This window comes from Ferrovibrio sp., assembly GCF_025869515.1.
In the GTDB taxonomy this organism is placed as follows: domain Bacteria; phylum Pseudomonadota; class Alphaproteobacteria; order Ferrovibrionales; family Ferrovibrionaceae; genus Ferrovibrio.
In genome coordinates this window covers 1-18,346 of the sequence record NZ_JAOZVR010000013.1, presented here as the reverse complement: position 1 = coordinate 18,346, position 18,346 = coordinate 1, and the positions used below count along the sequence as shown (strand labels likewise).

Annotated in this window: 19 protein-coding genes and 2 pseudogenes; 17 read left to right on the top strand and 4 right to left on the bottom strand. The window is 64.6% G+C overall.

Going from position 1 to position 18,346, the window contains the following annotated elements; all coding sequences use genetic code 11:
- Nucleotides 1–1,596, bottom strand: a pseudogene (locus OJJ21_RS02605) (indolepyruvate ferredoxin oxidoreductase family protein); the annotation flags it as partial.
- 211 nt (nucleotides 1,597–1,807) lie between these two features.
- Here OJJ21_RS02605 and OJJ21_RS02600 point away from each other — a divergent pair.
- From OJJ21_RS02600 to OJJ21_RS02580, 5 genes are all read left to right on the top strand, one after another.
- Nucleotides 1,808–2,806: an NAD-dependent epimerase/dehydratase family protein gene (locus OJJ21_RS02600; protein ID WP_297682823.1), complete on the top strand. Its 999-nt coding sequence runs from the start codon at nucleotides 1,808–1,810 to the stop codon at nucleotides 2,804–2,806.
- Nucleotides 2,807–2,810: 4 nt separating this feature from the next.
- Nucleotides 2,811–3,311, top strand: a complete 501-nt coding sequence (locus OJJ21_RS02595) for a PaaI family thioesterase (protein WP_297682822.1) — start codon at nucleotides 2,811–2,813, stop codon at nucleotides 3,309–3,311.
- Complete coding sequence (locus OJJ21_RS02590) at nucleotides 3,308–3,751, top strand: PaaI family thioesterase (protein WP_297682821.1); 444 nt, start codon at nucleotides 3,308–3,310, stop codon at nucleotides 3,749–3,751. The genes OJJ21_RS02595 and OJJ21_RS02590 overlap by 4 nt, the downstream gene beginning before the upstream one ends.
- A 117-nt stretch (nucleotides 3,752–3,868) precedes the next feature.
- Entirely contained in the window at nucleotides 3,869–5,686 is a 1,818-nt protein-coding gene (locus tag OJJ21_RS02585; RefSeq protein ID WP_297682820.1) for a M3 family oligoendopeptidase, read from the top strand.
- Nucleotides 5,687–5,702: 16 nt separating this feature from the next.
- The gene (locus OJJ21_RS02580) at nucleotides 5,703–7,058 is read left to right on the top strand and encodes an AarF/ABC1/UbiB kinase family protein (protein ID WP_297682819.1); all 1,356 of its coding nucleotides are present in this window, start codon (nucleotides 5,703–5,705) and stop codon (nucleotides 7,056–7,058) included.
- On the opposite strand, the gene OJJ21_RS02575 is transcribed toward OJJ21_RS02580, so the two are convergent.
- Complete coding sequence (locus OJJ21_RS02575; protein ID WP_297682818.1) at nucleotides 7,027–8,589, bottom strand: ATP-binding protein; 1,563 nt, start codon at nucleotides 8,587–8,589, stop codon at nucleotides 7,027–7,029. The two genes, OJJ21_RS02580 and OJJ21_RS02575, sit on opposite strands and share 32 nt — an antisense overlap.
- Here OJJ21_RS02575 and OJJ21_RS02570 point away from each other — a divergent pair.
- The 7 genes and pseudogenes from OJJ21_RS02570 (at nucleotide 8,548) to OJJ21_RS02540 (ending at nucleotide 14,764) form a co-directional block, all read left to right on the top strand.
- Nucleotides 8,548–9,060, top strand: a complete 513-nt coding sequence (locus tag OJJ21_RS02570) for a hypothetical protein (protein WP_297682817.1) — start codon at nucleotides 8,548–8,550, stop codon at nucleotides 9,058–9,060. The genes OJJ21_RS02575 and OJJ21_RS02570 overlap by 42 nt on opposite strands.
- A 107-nt stretch (nucleotides 9,061–9,167) precedes the next feature.
- Nucleotides 9,168–10,103 (top strand): putative metalloprotease CJM1_0395 family protein, encoded by a 936-nt coding sequence (locus OJJ21_RS02565; protein WP_297682816.1) that lies wholly within the window; start codon nucleotides 9,168–9,170, stop codon nucleotides 10,101–10,103.
- 222 nt (nucleotides 10,104–10,325) lie between these two features.
- On the top strand, nucleotides 10,326–10,463 hold the full coding sequence (locus OJJ21_RS02560) for an aa3-type cytochrome c oxidase subunit IV (RefSeq protein WP_297682815.1): 138 nt from the start codon (nucleotides 10,326–10,328) through the stop codon (nucleotides 10,461–10,463).
- Between the two features lie 77 nt (nucleotides 10,464–10,540).
- Nucleotides 10,541–11,692: a Re/Si-specific NAD(P)(+) transhydrogenase subunit alpha gene (locus OJJ21_RS02555; protein WP_297682814.1), complete on the top strand. Its 1,152-nt coding sequence runs from the start codon at nucleotides 10,541–10,543 to the stop codon at nucleotides 11,690–11,692.
- Nucleotides 11,693–11,712: 20 nt separating this feature from the next.
- Nucleotides 11,713–11,994 (top strand): annotated as a pseudogene (locus OJJ21_RS02550) (proton-translocating transhydrogenase family protein); the annotation flags it as partial.
- A gap of 10 nt (nucleotides 11,995–12,004) precedes the next feature.
- On the top strand, nucleotides 12,005–13,402 hold the full coding sequence (locus OJJ21_RS02545) for an NAD(P)(+) transhydrogenase (Re/Si-specific) subunit beta (protein WP_297682813.1): 1,398 nt from the start codon (nucleotides 12,005–12,007) through the stop codon (nucleotides 13,400–13,402).
- A 159-nt stretch (nucleotides 13,403–13,561) separates the two neighbouring features.
- Nucleotides 13,562–14,764, top strand: coding sequence for a pentapeptide repeat-containing protein (locus OJJ21_RS02540; RefSeq protein WP_297682812.1), 1,203 nt, complete (start codon nucleotides 13,562–13,564; stop codon nucleotides 14,762–14,764).
- Here the strand turns inward: OJJ21_RS02540 and OJJ21_RS02535 are convergent.
- A complete protein-coding gene (locus OJJ21_RS02535) occupies nucleotides 14,761–15,867 on the bottom strand; it encodes a hypothetical protein (RefSeq protein ID WP_297682811.1) in 1,107 nt (368 codons plus the stop codon). The genes OJJ21_RS02540 and OJJ21_RS02535 overlap by 4 nt on opposite strands.
- A 312-nt stretch (nucleotides 15,868–16,179) precedes the next feature.
- Here OJJ21_RS02535 and OJJ21_RS02530 point away from each other — a divergent pair, with 312 nt between their 5' ends.
- The 3 genes from OJJ21_RS02530 to OJJ21_RS02520 all read left to right on the top strand — a co-directional run bounded on the left by OJJ21_RS02530 (nucleotide 16,180) and on the right by OJJ21_RS02520 (nucleotide 16,901).
- Nucleotides 16,180–16,389 carry a cold-shock protein gene (locus tag OJJ21_RS02530; protein ID WP_297682810.1) on the top strand — a complete coding sequence of 70 codons (210 nt, stop codon included), beginning with the start codon at nucleotides 16,180–16,182 and terminating at the stop codon, nucleotides 16,387–16,389.
- Between the two features lie 86 nt (nucleotides 16,390–16,475).
- Entirely contained in the window at nucleotides 16,476–16,649 is a 174-nt protein-coding gene (locus OJJ21_RS02525; protein WP_297682809.1) for a hypothetical protein, read from the top strand.
- A gap of 27 nt (nucleotides 16,650–16,676) precedes the next feature.
- Complete coding sequence (locus OJJ21_RS02520) at nucleotides 16,677–16,901, top strand: hypothetical protein (protein ID WP_297682808.1); 225 nt, start codon at nucleotides 16,677–16,679, stop codon at nucleotides 16,899–16,901.
- A 12-nt stretch (nucleotides 16,902–16,913) separates the two neighbouring features.
- Here OJJ21_RS02520 and OJJ21_RS02515 read toward each other — a convergent pair whose 3' ends face one another.
- The gene (locus OJJ21_RS02515; RefSeq protein ID WP_297682807.1) at nucleotides 16,914–17,375 is read right to left on the bottom strand and encodes a YaiI/YqxD family protein; all 462 of its coding nucleotides are present in this window, start codon (nucleotides 17,373–17,375) and stop codon (nucleotides 16,914–16,916) included.
- Between the two features lie 124 nt (nucleotides 17,376–17,499).
- Here OJJ21_RS02515 and greB point away from each other — a divergent pair, with 124 nt between their 5' ends.
- A complete protein-coding gene (greB, locus tag OJJ21_RS02510) occupies nucleotides 17,500–18,084 on the top strand; it encodes a transcription elongation factor GreB (RefSeq protein WP_297682806.1) in 585 nt (194 codons plus the stop codon).
- Nucleotides 18,081–18,338, top strand: a complete 258-nt coding sequence (locus OJJ21_RS02505) for a ParB N-terminal domain-containing protein (RefSeq protein ID WP_297682805.1) — start codon at nucleotides 18,081–18,083, stop codon at nucleotides 18,336–18,338. Before greB ends, OJJ21_RS02505 begins: the two co-directional genes overlap by 4 nt.
- Nucleotides 18,339–18,346: the final 8 nt, after the last annotated feature.

Sequence of the window (18,346 nt, the reverse complement as noted above, 5' to 3'; positions counted from 1 at the left end):
GCGGGTCTTGGCGACCGCTTCTTTTAACTGTATTTTGTTGGTGTTTTCCACGTTGGGGGCGTTGTAGGCGCGGATCGCCAGCAGGCCGGAATGGAAATAGGTGCCGTCGCCCAGATTGGCGAAAATGTGGTTCTCCTCGGTGAACGGCGCCTGGCCGATCCATGGCGTGCCTTCGCCGCCCATCTGCGTGAAGGTGGCGGTTGAGCGGTCCATCCACAACGACATGAAATGGCAGCCGATGCCGGCCACCGCGCGGCTGCCTTCCGGCACGCGGGTGGAGGTGTTGTGCGGGCAGCCCGAGCAGAAATACGGCGTACGCTGCGTCTTGCCGATACTGCTGGCGGCAGATTCGCGCTCTTTCTGCCCGATGAAGGCGATACGCTCCTCGATGCGGGCATTCGTGCCATAACGCTTGAGCCAGGTATAAAGCGCCTTGGCGACGATCGCCGGCGAGATTTCGCCCGATGACGGCAACAGCCATTTGCCCTCGGCATCGAACTTGCCGATCACGCGCGGCCGCACATCCTCACGCCAGTTATACAGCTGTTCCTTGAGCTGGTTCTCGATGACCGCGCGCTTTTCCTCGACGACGATCACTTCTTCCAGGCCTTCGGCGAAATGGCGGGCACCCTCGCGCTCCAGTGGCCAGACCATGCCGACCTTGTAAAGCCGGATGCCCATGTCGGCGGCCATCTCCTCGGTAATGCCGAGGTCTTCCATCGCCTGGCGCACGTCGAGATACGACTTGCCGGTGGTGATGATGCCCAGCCGCGGCCGCGGGCTGTCGATCACGATGCGGTCGATCTTGTTGGCGCGGGCAAAGGCGAGCGCCGCATAGGCCTTGTGACGCTGCAGGCGATCTTCCTGCTCCAGGATCGCATCCGGCCAGCGGATGTTGAGGCCGCCCGGCGGCATCTCGAAATCGGTGGGATAGGCGATCTGCAGCCGGTCGGGGTCGATCGACACGCTGGCCGAGCTTTCGACCGTCTCGGTCTGGCATTTGAAGCCGACCCACAGGCCGGCATAGCGCGACATCGCCCAGCCGAGCAGGCCGTAATCGATGAATTCCTGAACGTTGGCCGGATGCAGCATCGGCATCATTGCGGCCATCATCATGTGTTCGGACTGGTGCGCCACGGTGGAAGAGGCGGCGCCATGATCGTCGCCGCACAGTGCCAGAACGCCGCCATGTTTGGAGGTGCCCGCCGAGTTGGCATGCTTGAACACGTCCATCGAACGGTCCACGCCCGGCCCCTTGCCGTACCAGATCGAGAAGACGCCGTCGTATTTCGCCTTCGGGAACAGGTTGAGCTGCTGGCTGCCCCAGATCGCGGTGGCGGCCAGGTCCTCGTTCACGCCGGGCTGGAACTGGATGTGATTCTCTTTAAGGAACTTGCGCGCTTTCCAGAGCTGCTGGTCGAACAGCCCGAGCGGCGAACCGCGATATCCGGAGATGAAGCAGGCGGTATTGAGACCCGCTGCCAGATCGCGTTTTCGCTGCAGCATCGGCAGACGCACCAGAGCCTGGGTGCCGGTCAGGAAAACCCGGCCGCGCTCGAGGGTGTACTTGTCGTCCAGCGTGACATTCGCCAGCATCCGGTGCTCCTCCCGCTACCGTAGTCGCCGATCCGGTTCGGCTGCTGCCAATTAGGTCAGCATTGCTTACCTAATTATAGGGCGGTCCGTCCGCTCGGTCGAGGGAAAACCGCCGGAGGCAGGTGACGTGCCGAGCCCGGTTGCTCTTTCAAGTGATTCTGGTAGATAGCCCGAGGTAGTCAATCGCACCGCAGCTCATCCCGGATTATTTATGGCCATTCTGCTCACCGGCGCCGCCGGTTTCATCGGCTTTCACGTCGCACAGGTTCTGCTGCAGCGCCGCGAAGACGTGGTCGGTCTGGATAATCTGAACGATTATTACGATCCGCGCCTCAAACACGCACGACTCGATCAGTTGCAGGGCAAAAAAGGTTTCAAATTTTTCCAGGTCGATATCGCCGAGCCTGATGCAGTGCGGGAGGCAGCCCAGACTGCGACGAAGGCGGGCGCCGATATCACGAAAGTGATCCATCTCGCCGCCCAGGCCGGGGTGCGCTATTCGCTGGTCAATCCCTACGCGTATATCCGGGCCAATGTGCTCGGCCATACCGTGATGCTGGAATTCTGCCGCAGTCTGAAAAACTGCGAGCATTTCGTCTATGCCTCGTCGTCCTCGGTTTATGGCGGCAATACAAAGCTGCCTTTTGCCGTGGAAGACCGCGTCGATTCGCCGATCTCGCTCTATGCCGCCACCAAGAAGGCCGACGAACTGATCAGCCATGCCTACGCCCATCTGTTCGGTTTTCCGCAGACCGGCCTGCGCTTCTTCACGGTGTATGGCCCCTGGGGCCGGCCCGACATGGCGATGTACATTTTCACCAAGGCGATCTTCGAGGGCCGCCCGATCCAGGTCTTCAACAACGGCGACATGCAGCGCGATTTCACCTATATCGACGATATCGTGAATGGCGTGATCAGGACGCTGGACCACCCGCCGCCGCCCAACGAACAGGGCCGGCCCTATCGCGTCTACAATATCGGTAACAGCAAATCCGAGCCGTTGCTGCGCATGATCGAGCTGATCGAACAGGCCACCGGCCGCAAGGCCGAGAAGCAGTTCCTGCCGATCCAGGAGGGCGACGTGCCGGCCACCTATGCCGATATCTCGGCGATCCAGCGCGATACCGGTTTTGCGCCCACCACGCCGATCGATGTCGGCATTCCGCGCTTCGTCGACTGGTATCGCCGCTACCACAACATGGTCGGCTGAACGTATGAGCGAGGTGCCGCAGCTCAATCCCGACAGTATCGATCCGAAGGTGGTCGAAAGCATCATCCTGCAGGGCATCCCGCATTGCAAAGCGCTCGGCGTGAAGGTGATCGAGGTCAGTCGCAGCCATGTCACCCTGTCGCTGCCCTACAATCCCGACCTGGTCGGCGATCCGGCCAGCGGCATCCTGCATGGCGGTGCGGTCACCTCGCTGGTCGACAGCGTCGCCGGAATGGCGGTATTCGCCGCGATGCAGAAGCTGCAGGCAGTCGCCACGCTCGATCTGCGCATCGACTATCTCAAGCCAGCCCTGGCCGAGAAAGAACTGTACGCGACCGCGGAATGCTACAAGCTGACGCGCTCGATCGCCTTCGTGCGCGCCCGCGCCTATCATCCGGAAACGCCGGATGATCTGGTGGCCAACTGCGTCGCCACTTTCATGATCGGCTCCTCCGACAAGCCGCCGTTGCCCAAAGGTACCAAAGTGCCGGGTGTGCCGGCATGAGCGTCGATTTCGAAACCCTGATCGCCGAGGCGCGCGCCGGCCGCGACTTTGCACCCTTCCTCGCCGCCGTGCCGTATTTCCGTTTCCTTGGCCTGACCGTGAAGGCGGGTGAAAACGACGGCGAGCTGATCTGCGCGCTGCCTGCCGATCCAAAACTGATCGGCAACGCCCGTCTGCCGGCCTTGCATGGCGGCGTGGTCGGGGCATTGCTGGAGTCGGTCGCCATCGTGCAGTTGATCTGGTCGGCCGAGACCGACCGGATTCCGAAAATCATCGACCTGCAGGTGGATTACCTGCGCTCGGCCCGGCCGGTCGAAACCTTCGCCCGTGCGGTCATCACCAAGCATGGCCGCCGCGTCGCCAATGTGCGCGCCGAAGCCTGGCAGGACGATCCGGCCCGGCCGGTCGCCGCCGCCCATGCGCATTTCCTGCTCGCCTGAAACCACCCTGATCACAGTTTCGCCCGATTACAGGGTTTTGATCCGGGCCGGCGGGCTGGTCAAAGCGGTCGGTCATGCCCATATACTGGAGCGGTTATAAAAAGAGGTTCCTGCCCCATGGCCAATCAGGCTTCTCCCGCCGTTTCCACTGCATCCGCCACGCCGGCCAACGATCTCGGCACATTGCCGGTCTGGGATCTGAACGATCTCTACCCCGGCCTCGATTCCGCCGAGCTGAAGCGCGACCTCGCCGCGGTGGCCGGGCGCTGCGTGAAACTCGAGCAGGACTGGAAGGGCAGGATCGCCGCCGCTTCGGGTGACGATCTTGCCGGCGTGATCGCCGAATACGAATCCCTGCAGGACCTGATCGGCCGCATGTATTCCTATGCCTCGCTGGCCTATGCCGGCGATATGGCCGATCCCAAGGTCGCCGGCTTCTACCAGGATATGCAGGAGAAGCTGAACGACATCACCACCAGGCTGCTGTTCCTGACGCTGGAACTCAACCGCATCGAGGAAGCGGCGCTGGAAAAGAAATATCTGGAATCGTCGAAGCTGGCGCATTACGGCCCCTGGCTGCGCGATCTGCGGCTGTTCCGCGAGCATCAGCTGGATGACGAACTCGAACGCCTGCTGCATGAAAAAGCCGTCGCCGGCCGCGCCGCGTGGAACCGCCTGTTCGACGAAACCATGGCGGGCCTGCGTTTTGCCTGGGGCAGGGAGCAGCTCACCGCCGAGCAGGTGCTGCACAAGCTATCCGACAAGGATGCGCTGACGCGCAAGAAGGCGGCGAAGACGCTGGCCAAGGTGTTCAGGCAGAATGTGCGTCTGTTCGCCCTGATCACCAACACACTGATCAAGGACAAGGAAGTCGAGGACCGCTGGCGCAAGTATCCGACGCCGGAAGCCTATCGCCACCTGTCCAATTGCGTCGAACCCGAAGTGGTCAATGCGCTGACCGATGCGGTGACTGCTGCCTATCCGAAACTCTCGCATCGCTATTACAAGCTGAAGGCGAAGTGGATGGGCGCCCGCACGCTGCCCTGGTGGGATCGCAATGCGCCGCTGCCGGAAGACAGCGACCGCATGATCGGCTGGGACGAGGCGCGTGATATCGTGCTGAAGGCCTACGGCCGCTTCTCGCCGCAGCTCGCCGATCTCGGCAGGAAGTTCTTCGACAATGCCTGGATCGACGCGCCGGCGCGGCCGGGCAAGGCCTCGGGCGCCTTTGCGCATCCCACGGTGCCGAGCGCGCATCCCTACCTGCTGCTGAACTACCAGGGCCGCACGCGCGACGTGATGACGCTGGCGCATGAGCTGGGCCATGGCGTGCACCAGCTGCTGGCCGCCGAACAGGGCCCGCTGATGGCCGATACGCCGCTGACGCTGGCGGAAACCGCATCTGTCTTCGGCGAACAGCTCACCTTCCGCGCGCTGCTCGACGCTGCCGGCCCCGAGCGCCGCAAGATCATGCTGGCCTCCAAGGTCGAGGACATGATCAACACCGTGGTGCGGCAGACCGCCTTCTTCAAATTCGAGCGCCAGCTGCATGCCGCCCGCCGCGATGGCGAGCTGACGCCGGATCGCATCGGCGAAATCTGGATGGGCGTGCAGAAGGAAAGTCTCGGCCCGGCGATCCGCTTCGACCAGGATTACAGCGCCTTCTGGTGTTACATCCCGCATTTCGTGCATTCGCCGTTTTACGTCTACGCCTATGCCTTCGGCGACTGCCTGGTGAATGCGCTCTATGCGCGTTACCAGGATGCTGAAGCCGGTTTTCAGGAGAAGTATTTCGCCATGCTGCGGGCCGGCGGCACGCTGCGGCACAAGGAGCTGCTCGAACCCTTCGGACTCGATGCCTCCGATCCGGCTTTCTGGTCGAAGGGGCTCGGCGTGATCGAGGGCTTCATCGACGAGCTGGAAAAGCTCTCCTGATGGCAGCCATCCTGTCATGACAGAGCGCGACAGCACGCTGGGCCGCGCCCGCCGCTATGCCAAAGTCGGCGCCTCGGTCGGCGGTCTGGCGGTGCGGCTCGGCGCCGAACGCATGCTCGGCGTCAGGATGGATCGTGCCCGGCACGCCGCCGATCTGCGTGCCGCATTGGGCGGGCTGAAAGGTCCGCTGATGAAGGTGGCGCAGATCATGTCCACCATCCCCGATGCGCTGCCGAAAGAATATGTGCAGGAGCTGGCGCAGCTGCAGGCCAATGCACCGGCCATGGGCCAGGCTTTCGTGAAGCGCCGCATGATCGCCGAGCTGGGTCCGCAATGGCAGGACAAGTTCAAAAGCTTCGACCTCACGGCGGCGGCTGCCGCCAGCCTGGGCCAGGTGCATCGCGCCACCGCCAAGGGAGGTTCCTGGGACGGACGCGATCTGGCGGTGAAGCTGCAATACCCGGATATGGCCTCGGCGGTGGAAGCCGATCTGCGCCAGCTCAAGCTGATCTTCGGCATCTACCGCCGCTACGATGCCGCCATCGATACCACGCATATCCATGACGAGATCGCCGCCCGCCTGCGCGAGGAACTGGATTACGAACTCGAAAGCCGCCATATGCGGCTCTATGGCGCCATGCTGAAGGGCGAGTCCGGCGTGCATGTGCCCGTGGTGGTACCGGAGCTGACGACCAAGCGTCTGCTGGCCATGAGCTGGCTCGAAGGCCGCCGCCTGCTGGAATTCAGGGATGCGCCGCAGGAGACGCGCAACAGTATCGCGCTCAACCTGTTCCGCGCCTGGTATGTGCCGTTCTACCGCTGCGGTGTGATCCACGGCGATCCGCATCTGGGCAATTACACGGTGCGCGACGATCTCGGCATCAACCTGCTCGATTTCGGCTGTGTGCGCATCTTCCCGTCGAAATTCGTCGGCGGCGTGATCGATCTCTACCGTGCCATCTCCACCAACGATCGCGCGCTCGCCGTGCATGCCTACGAAACCTGGGGCTTCTCGGGCCTCAGCAACGAGGTGATCGACACGCTCAACCTCTGGGCCGAGTTCGTCTATGCGCCGCTGCTGGAGGATCGCCCGCGCAGGATCCAGGAAATGGAGTCTTCCGGCGTCTACGGCCGCGAGGTCGCCGAGAAGGTGCATCACAGGCTGAAGGAGCTGGGCGGCGTCACGCCGCCGCGCGAATTTGTCTTCATGGACCGCGCCGCCATCGGGCTCGGCGGCGTGTTCCTGCATCTGAAGGCCGAGATCAACTGGCACCGGCTGTTCCACGACCTGATCGCCGATTTCGACGTGAAGGCGCTGGAGAAGCGCCAGCAGGCCGCACTCAGGACCGCCGGGCTGAACCCTCCGGTCTGACGTTATCGGCCGGGGCGGCATCGAGCAGGCCGCGCAGCTTGGCCGCCAGATCGGCGCGCCGGTAAGGCTTGTTGAGAAAATCCACGGCCGGCGGGAAATCCTCGCCATTCTGCACCACGCCTTTGGCGAAGCCCGAAGTCAGCAGCAGCTTGATGCCGGGCCGCAGTCCCTTGGCCAGCATGGCCAGCTTGGCGCCGCTGATGCCGCCGGGCATCACCATGTCGCTGAACAGCAGGTCGATCGTGTCGGTGTGCTTCAGGATATTGAGCGCCGCCTGGCCGTTCTCGGCTTCGATGGTCTGGTAGCCGAGCTGTTTCAGCTGCGCCACCACGACCTTGCGCACGTCGGCATTGTCTTCCACCACCAGGATGCATTCGCCGCCGCTTGGCGCCGTCTGCATGACGGTGGCGGGCGCCGCCGCAACCGCCGTTTCCGGCGCCCGTGGCAGATACAGGCGCACCGTGGTGCCATGGTCCAGCTCGCTGTAGATCTTGATATGGCCGCGCGACTGGCGGGCAAAACCGTAGACCATGCTCAAACCCATGCCGGTGCCCTTGCCGACCGGCTTGGTGGTGAAGAAGGGTTCGAAGACCCGGGTCAGGATGTCCTGTGTCATGCCGGTGCCGGTATCGGATACCGATGTCATCACATAATCGCCCGGCGCCACCTCGGCGTTGACGCGGCAGTAATCCTCGTCGAGCGACACGTTGTCCGTTTCGATGGTCAGGCGGCCGCCGCTCAGCATCGCGTCGCGCGCATTGAGCGTCAGATTGACCAGGGCGGCCTCGAACTGCGACGGATCGGCGACGGCCGGATGCAGAGTGTCGCTGAACAGGGTGACGATCTCGATATTCTCGCCGAGCGTGCGGCGCAGCAGGTCGATGGTGCCGCTGATTCGTGCATTGAGATCGAAGTTCTGGGCAACCAGCGACTGGCGTCGCGCGAAGGCCAGCAACTGGCTGGTCAGTTCGGCGCCGCGCAGCGAAGCCTGCAGCGCGCTGCCGATGTAGCCCTGCGCCTTCATGTCGAGGCCCGGATGGGTGCTCAGCAAATCCAGGTTGCCGATCACCACCGACAGCAGGTTGTTGAAGTCATGCGCAATGCCGCCGGTCAGCTGGCCGACGGCTTCGAGCCGTTGCGACCGGTGCAGGCGGTCTTCCTGCGCATTGTGCTCGGTCATGTCGCGGCCGATGAAGAAATGCTGCTGCTCCGGCTCCGACCACACGCCGGTCCAGACCAGCGGAACGACCCGTCCGTCGTGATGCACATAACGGCATTTGAAGTTGCGCATCAGCCGGCCCTTGCGCGCCAGCCGCATCTCGTTGCGGGTATTCTCCAGGTCGTCGGGATACAGGAAATCGATGGCGCTGCGGCCCATCATCTCGGTGCAGGGACGGCCGAGGATGGCGAGCGAGCTGGGGCTGACGCGGATCAGGGTGCCGATACGGTCGACCACCAGGATGAGGTCAAGCGATGTGTCGAAGATCCGTTGGTTGATCCTGTCGTCGATCGTGCGCAGCTCGGTTTCCATCCGCCCGTTCCCGGCCTGTCCGTTGCCCCCGACGTATCTCAACCCTCCGGCGGCATTCTCGGGCTTTTCGGTGCGGTTGAGAACCGTAATTCATGCCGCGGCGGCAATAAATCAGGGCAGGCATCCGTCTGGTTTGCCTTTTTGCCGTTTTTGCGGTTGCGACGGCGCACCGATGACGAGGCGGAACTTTGCCGCTGGTGTATGATTGAATCTCATCGGGCAGGCCATGCCAGGGAGAGCCGCATCATGTTGCCGCCGAACCGCAAGCCGACGCAGTCATCGCAACCCGCCGGGCCGGACGCGCGGGATCATGAACCGCCGGCCTTTGAATCTGATCTCGAACGGCATCGCGCCAGCGACGACGAGGTCTATGGCGCGCATGGTGTGCAGCCGGATGGCAGTGATGTGCCCCTTCAGCGCGGCGGCGGCGGCACCAGGCTGACCCGGGTCGGCCAGCGCCGCAGGCACTGAACCGCGCCGCAGGCACTGGACCGCGCCACTGGCGTTGATTTCCGGTTGCCGCAGCGGTCTTTTGTGCGGACAATGGCACACTGTAACTTCCTCTCACGGCAGGGCGCATGATCGGCAGCCTGTCGCTCTTCTCGCCGGGCTCGCTCCAGGGCTACGGCACCGCTCCGGCGGCCACGCAGCAGGCCACGCCGCAAAGCCTGGCCAGCGATGGCAGTGCTGTCTGCACGTCGCTCGATTGCGGCGAACATGGCGCACTGAACCGCGCCAGACTGCAGGCGCAGTTTCCCGGCCTCACGGTCTTTGGTGACGAAGCGGCCCAAGCGCAGCAACAGGCGTCGCAGCAACAGGCCCCGCAGCAATCCGGTTTCGGTCCGCGCCGCCAGAGCGGCGGCACGGCAGGCACTGGTGCCGGCGGCGGCGTTGCAACCGGTGGCGGCCGCCTGGCCGGTGCCACGCTGCTCACGGCGCAGGAACAGGGCCAGCAATCCGGCGGCGAGGCACAGGCGGCCGGCGAACTCAGCGAGGAAGAGCAGGCACAGGTCGCCAAGCTGAAACAGATCGATGCCAAGGTGCGCGCGCATGAACGCGCCCATGCGGCGGCCGGCGGTGCCCATGCCGGGGCGCCGAGCTACAGCTATACCCGCGGACCGGACGGCCAGATGTATGCGACGGCGGGCGAGGTCGCCATCGATCTCAGTCCCGAGAACGATCCCGAGGCGACGCTGCAGAAGGCCGCCCAGGTGGCTGCGGCGGCACTGGCACCGGCCGATCCCTCGGGCCAGGACCGCGCCGTGGCCGCCGCCGCCGCGCAATTGCGGCTGCAGGCGCTGGCGCAGATCCGCGAGGATAAGCGTGCCGAGACCGAGCAGCAGGAGGCCGAGCGCGCTGTCGACAAGGCGGCGCAGGCCGAACGGACGCAGCAGGCCTCTGGCGGCGAGGCAGCCCCGGCGGGGGCGGCGGGAGGTGACGCAGCGGCGCCGGCCCGGGCCCGTATCGCCGCGGCCGGCAACCGGATCGGCCAACTGGTCGGCCTCATCGCCTGAGTCCGGCTTTGGCCTGAGCCCGGCTTTGCCCCGGTTTGTCTGTAAAACCGGCCGCGCACGGACCTTGCGGATGCGGGGATGGATGTGGGGGAAGGCCATGGCCGGCGCGGGGGTGAGGGGTTGTGCGGGCTTCCGCGCCCGGCGTAATATCCGCTTCCGCAAAGAGAATCTGGGCAAGCGCCTTGTGGCGCTTGTCCCTGAACCGACCGATCAGAGGATACTATGGCCGAAGAGCACAAGATGGGCACCATGGACATCAGCCAGCACAAGGGTGCCTGGGAAGGCTTCATGAAGATGACGACCTGGGGCAGCGCCGTAGTGATCGCCGTGCTGGTCCTGCTGGCGATCTTCGTGGTCTGATCGAGCCGCCCGGCGGCACCCCTGCGGTGCCGCCGTTTTTGCGCCATCTTTGTAAGTACGGCGGGGGGAATGTTGTCATGAAAATCGGAATACCGAAGGAACGCCGCGCCGGCGAAAAGCGCGTCGCGGCCTCGCCGGAAACGGTGAAGAAATTCGTCGGTCTGGGCTGCACGGTCGTTGTCGAGACCGGCGCCGGCATGGCGGCCGATATCCCCGACGACCAGTATACCGCGATGGGCGCGCAGATCGGCGCCGATGCGAAAGCCACCCTCGGCGATGCCGATCTGGTGCTGAAGGTGCAGCGCCCGATGACGGCGGCCGAGGGCAACGACGAACTGGCGCTGCTGAAAAAAGGCGCCGTTCTGGTCGCGGCATTGCAGCCGCTGCAGCAGCGCGACCAGGTCAGGGCCTATGCCGCCGCCGGCATCTCGGCTTATGCCATGGAGCTGATGCCGCGCATCACCCGCGCCCAGTCGATGGATATTCTCTCCTCGCAGTCCAATCTCGCCGGCTACAAATCGGTGCTGGATGCGGCCGCGCATTTCGGCCGTGCCTTCCCGATGATGATGACCTCGGCCGGCACCATCGCGCCGGCGCGCGTCTTCATCATGGGCGTCGGCGTGGCCGGCCTGCAGGCCATCGCAACAGCAAAACGTCTCGGCGCCGTGGTTTCGGCCACCGACGTGCGCCCGGCCACCAAGGAACAGGTCGAAAGCCTCGGCGGCAAGTTCGTCTGGGTCGATGACGAAGAGGCCCGCAGCTCGCAGACCGCCGGCGGCTACGCCAAGGAAATGTCGGCCGAGTACAAGGCCAAGCAGGCGGCCCTGATCGCCGAGACGGTGAAGAAGCAGGATATCATCATCACCACCGCGCTGATCCCCGGCCGTCCCGCGCCGGTGCTGGTTACCGAGGAGATGGTGCGCTCCATGCGTCCGGGTTCGGTCATCATCGATCTCGCCGTCGAGTCCGGCGGCAACTGCCCGCTGTCGAAGACCGACCAGGTGGTGGATGTGAACGGCGTCAAGGTCGTCGGCTACAGCAACTATCCCAGTCGCGTGCCGGTCGATGCCTCCAACCTCTATGCCAAGAACCTGTGGAATTTCCTCAGCCCGCATTGGGACAAGGACGGCCAGGCCTTCAAGTTCAATTTCGAGGACGAGACGGTGACGGGCACCTGCGTGGTGCGCGACGGCCAGGTGGTTCATCCGCAGCTGAAAGAGGGGAACTGATCATGGGTGAGATTTATTCCTTCTTCTCGCTGCTCACGGTCTTCGTGCTGGCCTGCTTCGTCGGCTATTATGTGGTCTGGAGCGTGACGCCGGCGCTGCATACGCCGCTGATGAGCGTCACCAATGCGATCTCGTCCGTAATCGTCGTCGGCGCGCTGATTGCCGCCGGCGCCTCGGCCACCTTCGATGCCTCGAAGGTCTTCGGCCTGCTGGCGATTGCGCTGGCTGCGGTCAATATCTTCGGCGGTTTCCTCGTCACGCAGCGCATGCTGGCGATGTACAAGAAAAAAGAAAAGAAGTGAGGGCCGCGCCATGCCGATCCAACTGACCGCGCTGCTCTATCTCATCAGCTCCGTTCTCTTCATCCTCGCGCTGCGCGGCCTGTCGAGCCCTGAAACCAGCCGCAAGGGCAACACCTACGGCATGACCGGCATGGCGATCGCCGTGCTGACCACGATTGCCAATCTCGGCGACCTCTCGGGCACCATCGTCTGGGTGCTGGTCGCGCTGGTGATCGGCGGCGGCGTCGGCACCGTGCTGGCGCGCCGCATCCAGATGACGGCGATGCCGCAGCTGGTTGCCGCCATGCACAGTCTCGTCGGCCTTGCCGCCGTGCTGGTGGCCGCGGCCGCTTTCTACAATCCGGCACCCTACGGCATCCTCAATGCGGCCGGCCAGCTCACGGTGGCCGCGCGTATCGAAATGTCGCTCGGCGTGGTGATCGGCATCATCACCTTCTCCGGTTCGCTGGTCGCCTTTGCCAAGCTGCAGGGCCTGGTCTCGGGCAGTCCGGTGATCTTCAAGGGTCAGCACTACCTCAACGCCCTGATCGGCCTGGTGATCCTGGGTCTGGTCGTCGCCTTCTGCATGGATCCCAGCCGCGAGCTTTTCTGGGCGGTAACGGTGTTGGCGCTGATCGTCGGCTTCACCATCATCATTCCGATCGGCGGCGCCGACATGCCCGTGGTCGTCTCGATGCTGAACAGCTATTCCGGCTGGGCCGCGGCCGGCATCGGTTTCACCCTGCAGAATCCGGCGCTGATCGTCACCGGCGCGCTGGTCGGCTCCTCGGGCGCGATCCTGTCCTACATCATGTGCAAGGGCATGAACCGCTCGCTGTTCAACGTCATCCTCGGCGGCTTCGGCGGCGATACCTCGGCAGCCGCCGGCGGCCAGAAGGTCGACCGTCCCTACAAGAAGGGTTCGGCCGACGACGCCGCCTTCATCATGAAGAATGCCGGCAAGGTCATCATCGTGCCGGGCTATGGCATGGCGGTGTCGCAGGCCCAGCATGCGCTGCGCGAAATGGGCGACAAGCTGAAGGAAGAGGGCGTGGAAGTGAAATACGCCATCCATCCGGTGGCGGGCCGCATGCCGGGCCATATGAACGTGCTGCTGGCCGAAGCCAATGTCTCCTATGACGAGGTGTTCGAGCTGGAGGAGATCAACTCCGAATTCCAGACCGCCGACGTCGCCTTCGTCATCGGCGCCAACGACGTGACCAATCCGGCGGCGCGCGACGACCCGAAAAGCCCGATCTTCGGCATGCCGATTCTCGATGTCGACAAGGCCAAGACCGTGCTGTTCGTGAAACGCTCGATGGCCTCGGGTTATGCCGGCATCGACAACGAGCTGTTCTACAAGGACAACACGATGATGTTACTCGCCGACGCCAAGAAGATGGTCGAGGACATCGTCAAGGGGCTCTGACCTCAAAAGGCTGTAGCGCCCTGAGAAAATTGTATTCAGACAATCCCAGACGGCCCGGAGCACCCCTCCGGGCCGTTTCATTTTTGAACCGCTATAAAACAGAATCCTTTGCGCACGAACGGAATGTGGTAAACAGGCGCCCGCAAAAATCGCAGTGCCATGACGACCGCCACCCAAAATCGCAGCCCGCTCGCTCCGCATGATCCGCTCGTGCGGGATCCGCTTGCCGTGGCGGGCAGCCTGGCGGCCGAAATTCTCGATCTGTCGCATCGCGATCTTGAGAATGCCGATTTCGCCGGCCGGGCCATGCAGCGCGCCAAACTCGCCGGCAGCAACCTGCGCGCCGCCCGGATGTCGCGCGCCGACCTGGCAGAGGCCGATCTGTTCGGTGCCGATCTGGCCCGCGCCGACCTGCAGAATGCCAACCTGACCCGCGCCATCCTGCGCGGCACCACCCTGCGCGGCGCCAATCTGAACAATGCCACGCTGGTGGAGGCCGATTTCCGCGGCGGCGTGATGATGCGGCCGGGCAGCCATCGCATGGATGGCCAGGGCCGCACCGGCAGCGACGTCTCCGACCTCAGCAACTGCCTGCTGGATTACGCCACCGCCTCGCGGGCGCAATTCTCCGGCGTCGATCTCAGCGGTGCCTCGCTGGTCGGCGCCGATCTCTCGGGCGCCAATTTCTTCGGCAGCAGCCTGCGCGATGCCGATCTGTCCTTCGCCAATCTGAGCGGCGCCAACCTGAGCGATTCCCGCCTGATCGGCACGCGGCTGACCGGCGCCAACCTGAGCGGCGCGCAGATCGTCAATGCCACGGTGGAGAAGGTCGCCGCCTATGGCGCGAATTTCACCGGCGCGGTGATCCGCGGCATCGGCAGCGAGGGCTTCGACACGGCCGCCGAGCGGCTGGTGCGCGCGGAGGATTTCACCCCCGACCTGACCGCCGCCATCGCGCAGCACCGCGCCTGGATGCAGTCGGACGGCATCGCCGGCCGTCCGCTCAGCCTGGCGGGCCAGCGTCTGCCGTATCACGATTTCTCCGGCCTCGACCTGGATGGCGCCGATTTCGCCGATTGCGATCTGCGCGGCTGCCGTTTCGAGGATTGCAGCCTGCTGCTCGCCAGTTTCCTGCGCGCCAACCTGGCGGGCGCCAGTTTCGCCGGTGCGAAGCTCGCCGGCGTGCGTTTCACCGAGGCCAATCTGCGCTGGGCCGATCTGCGGAAGGCGATGCCCGGCCGGCTGCCGATCTATCTCGGCGACGGCCGTTTCAGCGGACGCCATCTCGCCACCGATTTTACCGGCGCGCAGCTCGATGCGGCCAGGCTGGATGGCTTCGACCTCGGCGCCTGCCAGCGCTAGATTTTTTCCACCTCGCCATGCTGCAGCCCGCAGTAATACGGCTCGCCCTGTTCGGCGAAGGCGTTGAGCTTGGCGTTGTAGCAGCGATGCTCGAAGCCGTGCTTGTCGGTGATGCGGATCAGCACCGGGGCGTGGCGGCCGTCGCTGTCGCGCGGGCCGGTGAGGTAAAAGCGGATGCGGTCGATGCGATAGCCCAGCACGCGCAGATCCTTCAGGCCGGCCAGCCGCTCGCTCACCGCGGTGAGAAAGGTCTCGCTGTTGCAGCTTTTCTGCCCCAGGCCGAGCGGCCGTTCGAAATCGCCGACCAGCATCTGGTCCGGCGCCGCATTGGCGATCAGCCGCGCCACCTGGATGGTGACGTCGCCGACGATGAAGGCGCCGCCATTGCCGCCATCCTTGCGCGGCTGGTGGTAGAGGAAATGGCTGCCGATGCTCAAGACAAGCCGCAGCACCGGTACGGCGGCTGCATGCGTGGCGGTGCGGCGCAAAGCCGCGAACAGGATCTGGAAAATCGCCACCGCGCAGAAGAAGTCGATATCGGCGCGCAGGCCGGCGCGCTCGTTCCAGACATAGAAGCCGTCGCCGGTGGTGGTGCGGCCGAAGGCGACGGCCAGGCCATGGGCGCGCGCCATCTCCTCGGCCAGGTTGAGCGAGAATTCCAGCGTGGTGAGCTGGGCCGCCTGTTCCTCCGGCGCGGCCTTGGAAAAGCCGACGATATCGAGCAGCAGCACGGCGCGGTGCAGGGTCTTGGACACGGTGAACAGCCGGAACACCCGCTCGACCAGGGAAGGCGGGATTTCGCCGGGGCCGTCGCCGATCCGGCTGTCCAGCCGCAGCTCGACCGGCTGCACATCCAGCAGCTGGGCGGTCTCGTCCAGCGCGGCGCCGGCCATCAGGCTGCCCTCGCTGAATACGGGAAGATGCCGGCCGTGATCGGTGAACAGCCGCACCTTCGGCAGGGTGATGATTTCGATGCCGCGCGGGCTCGGCCGCCAGCCGACCAGCGCATTGCTGCCGAACCGCCACAGCTCGAAGAAGATCGCATGCAGCTGCTGCTGCAGGGCGGCCTCCTGTGGGGAATTCTGCGGATTACCGGCGGTCATCGGCGGCCGGCTTAGACCCCGCCGGGGCCGGAATCAACCACTTTTCCTGTACCATGAGGGCGCTTGGCGGGAACTTCGGCCCCGATTCTGCGTTGCGGATGGTCGACTTAGGCCAGGGCGTGGGGGACTTTGTGCCCTCCCGGCCTTGCAGGAATGGCAAAACCTCCTATGTTAGGGGCGTCATTCTACTACGGACTGCCGGCCTGTTACCCCGTTCGATCGGATGGGTGTCCAGACCACAAGCCCCTGGACATAGTCTGATGCGCCGCACATGAGTGCGTCGCTGCTACCATCTGAACGAGGAATACACACATGGCCACTGGCACTGTGAAATGGTTTAACGGCACCAAGGGTTACGGTTTCATCCAGCCGGAAGCTGGCGGCGCGGACGTGTTCGTCCACATCTCCGCCGTCGAGCGCGCTGGCCTGAGCACCCTGAACGAGGGCCAGAAGGTCGCTTTCGAGGAGCAGCGCGATCCGAAGCGCGGCAAGACCTCGGCGGTGAATCTGAAGGCTCTCTGAGCCGTCAGTCAGCCCAAGGCTTCGGGGGGCGTCCGGCAACGGGCGCCCCTTCGCTTTTCTAGCATGATCAGAAACGGGAGGGCGCGATGGCGTTCAAGCCGAACTACAACCAGCAGCGCGCCGAGCGCAACCGCGCCAAGGAACAGAAGAAGCAGGAAAAGCTGCAGCGCCGCCAGGAGGAATCCGACCGCCGCAAGGCCGCCGGCCTGCCGCCGCAGGAGGGTGACGACCCGGCCACCGACGAGCCGACCGAAAGCTGAGCCGACCTGCGTTTTCCGGAGTCCCCCATGGCCAAGAAAAAATTCAATCCCGCCGCCACCTTCGCGCTGTTCAACGTCACCTACCAGGACGGGGCGCAGACCTCGAACCGCCGCGTGCCGGTCGACCAGTTCGGCCAGTTCGACGATGTCTCCGATGTCGCCCGCGCCTATATCGAGGCGCAGGACCGCGAGATCGCCGACAAGTCCGGCCGCCCGCGCGGCCCGATCAAGTCGCTCGAAAGAGTCGGCTGACTGGCGCGTCGGCTAGGCGCGCTTCAGTTTCTCCAGGGCGCCATGCAGCGCCTGCAGGAAGGCCGAACGGTCCTTCTGCGCAAACGGCCTCGGCCCGCCGCCGACTCTCTCCGTGGGATTGGCGGCCCGCAGGTCGGTCATCAGGTTGCGGGTGGCGAGATCGGCGCCGATCGAGGCGGCCGAGAATTCGCGCCCCGTCGGGCTGAGCACCAGCGCGCCGGTCTTCACGCAGCGCGCCGCCAGCGGCACATCGGCGGTGATCACCACATCGCCCGGCCCGGCGGTCTCGGCGATCCAGTCGTCGGCCTTGTCCAGCCCCTCCGCCACCACCTGCAGCCGCAGCCATTCCAGGCCGCGCGGCACGTTCAGCCAGCTGTTCGCCACCACCACGACATCCACGCCATGGCGCTCGGCCACGCGATAGACCTCGTCCTTGACCGGACAGGCATCGGCATCCACATAAATCGTCGTCATACAAATCCCGTCGTCCTCGGACCCAGGAAAACCATCTTGGCCGAGGACCTCATGCAGACCGGAGAAAGACCCTCGGGTCAAGCCCGAGGGTGACGGCTTTTGCTGCGACAGGTAGGATGGGCATATGAGCAAGGCCTTCACCAAAGAGTCGGATGCACCCGAGGTCGAGGACGACCTGGAAGACGCCGCCCCGCCGATTCCGGCCGGGGCGAAGAACTACATCACGCCGGCCGGCCTGCGCCGCCTGCAGGACGAGTTGCGCCAGCTCAAGACCGTCGAGCGGCCGAAAGTGGTCGAGATCGTCTCCTGGGCGGCCGGCAACGGCGACCGTTCGGAAAACGGCGACTATCTCTACGGCAAGAAGCGCCTGCGCGAGATCGACCGTCGCATCCGCTTCCTGCTCAAGCGGCTGGAAATCGCCGAACCGGTCGATCCGAAGCTGCAGAAAAACCGTGAGCAGGTGTTCTTCGGCGCCACGGTGACCTATGAGCATAACGGCCAGGAGCGCACCATCCGCATCGTCGGCATCGACGAGGCGCGGCTGGAGCAGGGCGAGGTGAGCTGGATCGCGCCGATCGCCCGCGCGCTGATGAAGGCGCGGGAAGGCGATCTCGTCGAGCTGCGCACGCCGCACGGGCCGGAGCAGATCGAGGTGATTGAAATCCGCTACCAGGATGGAGACCCAGAAAAGATGGATGGCCGAGCATGATGAAGCCCATTCCGGTTAAGCTGGCCGAGATCTACGTGCCGGCGAAATTCAAGGGCCTGCTGGATGCGGCGAAGGTCGCCGCCCTGGCCGATGAGATCGTCGGCGACGGCGGCCTGAAAATCCCGATCCAGGTGCGCCGCGACGACAAGGAAAAACGCTATGTGCTGGTCGCCGGCCTGCACCGGCTGGAAGCCATGCGCAGCCTGGGCGAGGCGACCATCGACGCGCTGATCGTGGCGGCGCGGAAGTTTTGATAAGAAAG